Annotated in this window: 6 protein-coding genes; 3 read left to right on the forward strand and 3 right to left on the reverse strand. The window is 64.1% G+C overall.

The window, feature by feature from the left end; all coding sequences use genetic code 11:
* Nucleotides 1-151 precede the first annotated feature (151 nt).
* From NW852_RS10865 to NW852_RS10875, 3 genes are all read right to left on the reverse strand, one after another.
* Nucleotides 152-1267: a pentapeptide repeat-containing protein gene (locus tag NW852_RS10865; protein WP_414366626.1), complete on the reverse strand. Its 1116-nt coding sequence runs from the start codon at nucleotides 1265-1267 to the stop codon at nucleotides 152-154.
* 22 nt (nucleotides 1268-1289) lie between these two features.
* Nucleotides 1290-1664 carry a DUF1257 domain-containing protein gene (locus tag NW852_RS10870; protein ID WP_414366628.1) on the reverse strand — a complete coding sequence of 125 codons (375 nt, stop codon included), beginning with the start codon at nucleotides 1662-1664 and terminating at the stop codon, nucleotides 1290-1292.
* Nucleotides 1665-1783: 119 nt separating this feature from the next.
* Nucleotides 1784-2920: an AI-2E family transporter gene (locus NW852_RS10875; RefSeq protein ID WP_414366630.1), complete on the reverse strand. Its 1137-nt coding sequence runs from the start codon at nucleotides 2918-2920 to the stop codon at nucleotides 1784-1786.
* Nucleotides 2921-2997: 77 nt separating this feature from the next.
* On the opposite strand from NW852_RS10875, the gene xseA reads away from it, so the two are divergent.
* From xseA to folD, 3 genes are all read left to right on the forward strand, one after another.
* Nucleotides 2998-4284, forward strand: a complete 1287-nt coding sequence (gene xseA / locus NW852_RS10880; protein ID WP_414370904.1) for an exodeoxyribonuclease VII large subunit — start codon at nucleotides 2998-3000, stop codon at nucleotides 4282-4284.
* Nucleotides 4265-4501, forward strand: coding sequence for an exodeoxyribonuclease VII small subunit (gene xseB / locus NW852_RS10885; protein ID WP_414366634.1), 237 nt, complete (start codon nucleotides 4265-4267; stop codon nucleotides 4499-4501). The genes xseA and xseB overlap by 20 nt, the downstream gene beginning before the upstream one ends.
* Before the next feature lie 144 nt (nucleotides 4502-4645).
* Nucleotides 4646-5515 carry a bifunctional methylenetetrahydrofolate dehydrogenase/methenyltetrahydrofolate cyclohydrolase FolD gene (gene folD, locus NW852_RS10890; protein WP_414370907.1) on the forward strand — a complete coding sequence of 290 codons (870 nt, stop codon included), beginning with the start codon at nucleotides 4646-4648 and terminating at the stop codon, nucleotides 5513-5515.
* Nucleotides 5516-5543: the final 28 nt, after the last annotated feature.

Consider the following 5543-nt stretch of genomic DNA (forward strand, 5'->3'; position numbering starts at 1 on the left):
TCAGGAGGCGCTATCCCTCCCCACCCGGGTGGGGAATCCCGCGCCTTACGTTGAATAAGCCCAGGGAGATTACCCAGCAGCGAGGAAGCGTTGAGCAAAAGTTGGCATCATCCGGCGTTGGGTTAGTCTTGCTCAAGCGGCAGGTATCTTGTTACCACCACCAGGGCTTGAGGGGGGTGCCGTCGGGGAAGATCAGGCCGGCAATCCGGGATCCGCTGTGCTTGAGGCCCTCGATCTGGGCGCCTTCCAGGTTGGCCTGGGCGAGGTTGGCGCGGCTGACATCGGCCCGGCGCAGGTTGGCCCCCTGGAACTGGGCCTGACGCAGCTCGGCGCCGCTGAGATCGGCTCCTTCCAGGTCGGCATTTTGCAAGTTGGCCTCCCGCAGATCCGCCCGCTGCAAGTTGGCTCCCCGCAAGTCTGCTCCCTCTAGGTTGGATCCGCGCAGATCCACGCGGCTGAGGTCGGCCCCCCGCAGCCGGATCTGGCGCAGCACCAGCCCCCTCAAGTCGGCCTTGCTCAGGTCTTGGCCACAGAGATCCTGCCCCTCTCCTCCCCAGTTCTGCAACTGCCAGATGTGGCGCAGCCGCTCCTCCAGCCGGGTTGTCTCAGAAAGCTGGGATCCCCGCAGGCTGGTGCCGCTGACTTTTACCCCCCTCAGGTCGGCTCCCCGCAGATCTGCCCCTTCGAGGACAGCGCCGCTTAGCTTGGCTCCCTGCAAATTGGCCTGGCGCAGATCCGCCTGGCGCAGGTGGGCGCCGTTGAAGTTGCAAAGGCGCAGGTTGGCCTTTCTCAAGTTAGCTTCGTAGAAGTTGGCACCTCCCAGCCGTGCCTCTTGCAGATCCCCTCCCTCCAGGTCGGCGTAGGCAAAATCCCGCTCCCCGCGCCGATAGGCCACGATGACCCCCTGCGCACCTCCCACTGGGCGAAAGGGGCTGTAGGTGCGACAGGCTTCCTCTGCCTCCGGCTGCTCGAGCTGGGAGAGGAGCCGCCACGCTGCCAGGCGCACCGCCCAGGAGGTGTTGCCAGCCAGTGCTTCGATGAGTTCGGCCAGACCTGCCGGCCCGTACTGCAGCAACTGGGGCAAGGTGGCCAGACGTACCACCTCGTCGCCCTGGGTGAGCCGTCGCCGCGCCCCCTCAAGCCCCCCCAAGACCAGGGCGTGGATCGGTGCACCGCCGGCTGCCACTTGTCCCCCCAGCACCAGATCCCAGGGGCGGGGCCGGGATCCCTCACCTGTGCCCACTGCAGGTCGGGAGTTGCCGAGCATGGGTGGAGGCCAATGGGCCTGGTTATACCCAGCGCCCCACCACTACGCGGATGGTGCCATCCTCTAGGCGCTCCTCCGCCTCGATGGCGAAGCCCTGCTGCCGGGCAGAGCGCAGCAAGCTCTTGTGGGCGTAGCGCTGCAAAATCGGCTCTAGGAAAGTCTGGGGATCGATGCGCGCCCCCCACAGATCCACCACAAGCTCGTAGTGATCCCCGTTGCGGCGAAAGCCGATGTCAAAGCCGTTCTTTTGCCGGATCACCAGATCGGCGCGAGTGCGGTTCCAGAGGTAGCCGCGCAGGCTGGCGTTCCGCTCCACGGTGTAGCCCAATTCCTTGAGGGTCTCTTCCAGCAGGTCGGCATCCTTGATTTGCACTTGCAAGGTGGTGAAGTGGGACATGGCGGTTCCGATCCTTGAACGGATGGAGACGGGATCCTCACTATAGAAGCGCCTCTGCAGTTGTGGAAGAAATGTGAAGGAGGATTACGTTTCCCGCGGCTCCCGCAACTTCTCTACCCTCACGGCAGCGGGATGGTGTTCTCGTTCCCTGGCTGCAGAGGCTTCGGCTTCTCCTGGGGAGCCGGGATCCCATCTCCCTTGGCCAGGGGCAAGGTGCGGGCCCGGGATCCCTGCCAAGGATCCAACACATCCCGAATCAGCACCTCCTGGATCCACACTTGCAGGATGGCCGCCAAGGGCACAGCCAAAAACAGGCCCAGTACTCCAAAGAAAAAGGCCGAGGTAACTTGGGCCACCAAAGTCAGAGCCGGCAAAAGCGACACCTGCCGCGACATGACGATGGGGGTGAAGACGCTGCTTTCCAACTGCTGGATGAAGATGTAGAGCCCCAGCACCGCCAGCGATTTCCAGGGGGCATCGGTGAGGGCCACCAGCATAGGGGCGACCACGCTCAAGGTGGGGCCGATGTTGGGGATGAAATTAAACAGTCCCGCCAGCACGGCATTGGCCAAGGTTAAAGGCACGCCCAAAATCCACAGCCCAATGCCGCTTAGCAGCATTACCAGACTGCTGGTGAAGAGGATCCCCACCAGCCACCCTCGCAGCGCCAGCTCGCAGCGCTTGAGGATATAGCGGACGCGGGGGCGGTAAAAGGCGGGGAAAACCGAGACAAAGGCGCGGCTGTAGGCTTGAGGATCCACCAACAATAGGATGGTGAGGATGATGACAAACAGCAAGTTGAGCAGGGTGGCAAAGAAGGCGGTGAAGGACTGGGAGAAAAAGTCCCGCACCTGGCGCACCAACTCAGTGGCCTGGGGCACAAGACTATTGGCCAACTCCCGCAGCGTCGGCAGCTCGATATCCGTCGGCAACGAGAGGATGAGGTTCTCAAATAGCCGCTGCGCCTGCACGATCCCAGCGGGCACCCCATCGGTAAACAGCCGCCGCAACTGATCCGCCAGGGGAGGCACTACGATCAGCCCCACCAGAATCGCCCCCACCAGAACCGTCAAGCCGGTGATGAGGAGCGAGGGGCCACGGCGAAAACCGTAGCGCTGCGGGATCTGAGCCAGGGTGTCTAAAGCTACTGCCAAGACGATGGCCGCAAACACCAATAGCAGGATCTGCCGGATCTGCCAGAGCAGAACCAACAGGCCCAGCAGCGCTGCCAGCCCCAGCCAATGGGCGAAGGTCACCGCAGCTCACCTCCTCTCTCGCCCCGTCGTCGCCTATTCTAGATGGGATCCCGAGCATTCCCATGGGGAAGCGCCGTATGCGCGATCTGGAGCCGCAAGCAATGGCTCTGGCCTTTGATGGCCTGGAATTCGGGACAGAATCCTTTCCTGCCGAGGAAGTCCCCCTGCTCTCGGTGGGGGGAGTGTCCGGCTACTTGAAGTCGCTGCTGGCCGGGGATCCCTACTTGGCCAGGCTGTGGGTGGTCGGAGAAATCTCCAGTTGCCAGCGCAACCGCAACGGCCACCTGTTCCTGACCCTGGTGGATCCGGAAAGCGGCGATGTCCTCAAGGGGGTTGTGTGGCAAAGCCAGACTGCCCGGCTCAGCGTCTGGCCGGAAGTGGGGCAACAGGTGCTTGCGCTGGGGCAAATCGGCATCTACAGCGGCGGCAGCTACTATCGCCTTGTTATCTGGCAACTGCTGCCGGCGGGCGAGGGGCTGTTGGCGTGGCGCTTGCAGCAGCTCAAGGCCCGCCTGGCTGCCGAGGGCCTGTTCGACAACCAGCGGCCTCTACCTACCCACCCTCAGTGCATTGCCGTCGTCAGCTCTCCCGACGCCGCCGGCTGGGGCGATATCCGCCGCACCCTCAACCAGCGCTACCCCGGGCTGCGGGTGCTGTTTTCGCCGGCCCAGGTGCAAGGGGAAGCGGCCCCGGAGTCGATCGTGCGGGCCATTCGCCGGGTGGAACAGGATGGGCGGGCGGAAGTGCTGCTGATTGCTCGAGGGGGTGGATCCGGCGAGGATTTGGCTTGCTTTAACGATGAGCGGGTGGTGCGGGCCATTGCCGAGTGCCCTATTCCGGTGGTGACGGGGATCGGCCACCAGCGGGACGAGACCTTGGCGGACTACGCGGCCGACTACGCGGCCCACACCCCCACAGCGGCGGCCGAGCGGATCGTGCCCGATCTGCGGGAATTGCAGCGCCAGGGATCCCAGTTGCGCCAGAAGTTGATCGAACGCACGCTGCAGGCTTTGGAGAGGGCACAGCGGCGCTTCCAGCACACCCAGCGCCATCTCGCCCAAATCCATCCGGAGCGGCTGCTGCAACAGGCGCAGGAGCGCCTAGCCCAACGACAGCAGCACCTTGTCCAGGCCGTGCGCCATCACCTTCAGCAGCAGCAACAGCGCCAACAGGCCCTCCAGGAGCACCTGCAAGCCCTCGACCCTGCCGCCGTCCTCAGGCGGGGCTATGCCCTGGTGCGGGACGAACGGGGATCCCTGGTTCGCACCCACCACCTACCGCCGCAGACCCGGCTGAGGATACAACTGGCCTCGGGAAGCCTCTGGGCCCGAGTGGAGGAGAGCCATGAGCCGCCGCAAACGTGAGGATCCCTGGCGCTACGAAGCAGCCATTGCCGAAGTGGAAAGTTTGATTGCCCAGATTGAATCGGGGGAGCTGGATCTGGAGGAAGTGGTGGAGCGCTTCCAGCAGGCCGCCCAGACCCTAAAGCGCTGCGCCCAGTTTTTGGAGCAAAAACGGCAGCAGGTGGAGATCCTCATTGAGGAGTTAGGCCCTGGCGAAGAAGAGCTGCGCGAGTTCTAGAGCCGGGGGGAATGGGGCAGTCCAAGAAACTGGGCAAAGGCCCCAGGTGCCCCTGCTGCTGTTGCTCAACGGGGGCAAGGCTTGACGAAGGGGGCGGTGCCCCTGAAGATGGTCAAGTTGTCAAGATCCTTTGGGGCGCCCTCTATGTCCGCCAAGACCTTGGATGGCAAAGCCCTGGCTGCTCGCCTGCAAGCGGAGATGGCCGCCCAAGTGCAAGCTTGGCTGCCGCGGGTGGGGCGTCCGCCGGGATTGGCGGTGCTGCGGGTTGGAGAGGATCCCGCCAGTGCGGCTTACGTGCGCGGCAAAGAGCGGGCCTGTGAGCGGGTGGGCATCGCCTCCTTTGGCCGCCATTTTTCCGCCCAAGACTCCCCCGCCCATCTGCTCGACGCCATCGCCCAACTCAACCAGGACGAGCGGGTGGACGGCATCCTTGTGCAACTGCCCTTGCCCCCCGGCTGGGATCCCATCCCGCCCCTTCTGGCCATCGATCCTGCCAAAGATGTGGACGGGCTACACCCCCTCAACTTGGGCCGGCTAGTGCGCGGCGAGCCCGGCCTGCGCAGTTGTACCCCCCTGGGCGTGATGCGCCTGCTGGAGGCAGAAGGGATCCCGATTGCCGGACGAAAGGCGGTGGTGGTCGGTCGCAGCATCCTGGTGGGCAAGCCCCTGAGCCTGATGTTGTTGGCTGCCGACGCCACGGTTACCATGGCCCACTCCCGTACACCCAACCTGGCCGAAGTAACCCGCAGTGCCGACATTGTAGTCATGGCCGTGGGGCGCCCTCGCTTGCTCAAGGCAGAAATGGTGAAGCCGGGGGCTGTGGTGGTCGATGTAGGCATCAACCGTATCCAAGGCCCTGACGGAGCTGAGCAGTTGGTGGGAGATGTGGACTACGAAGCGGTTAAAGAGCGGGCCGCTGCCATCACGCCTGTGCCGGGCGGCGTGGGGCCGATGACGGTGACGATGCTGCTGGCCAACACCCTGGAAAGCTACAAGCTTCGCAGCCACCTGTAGCTGGAGGCTGTCCTCAAAATCCATGTCC

It is taken from the genome of Synechococcus sp. H60.1, assembly GCF_047462335.1.
Lineage (GTDB): Bacteria > Cyanobacteriota > Cyanobacteriia > Thermostichales > Thermostichaceae > Thermostichus.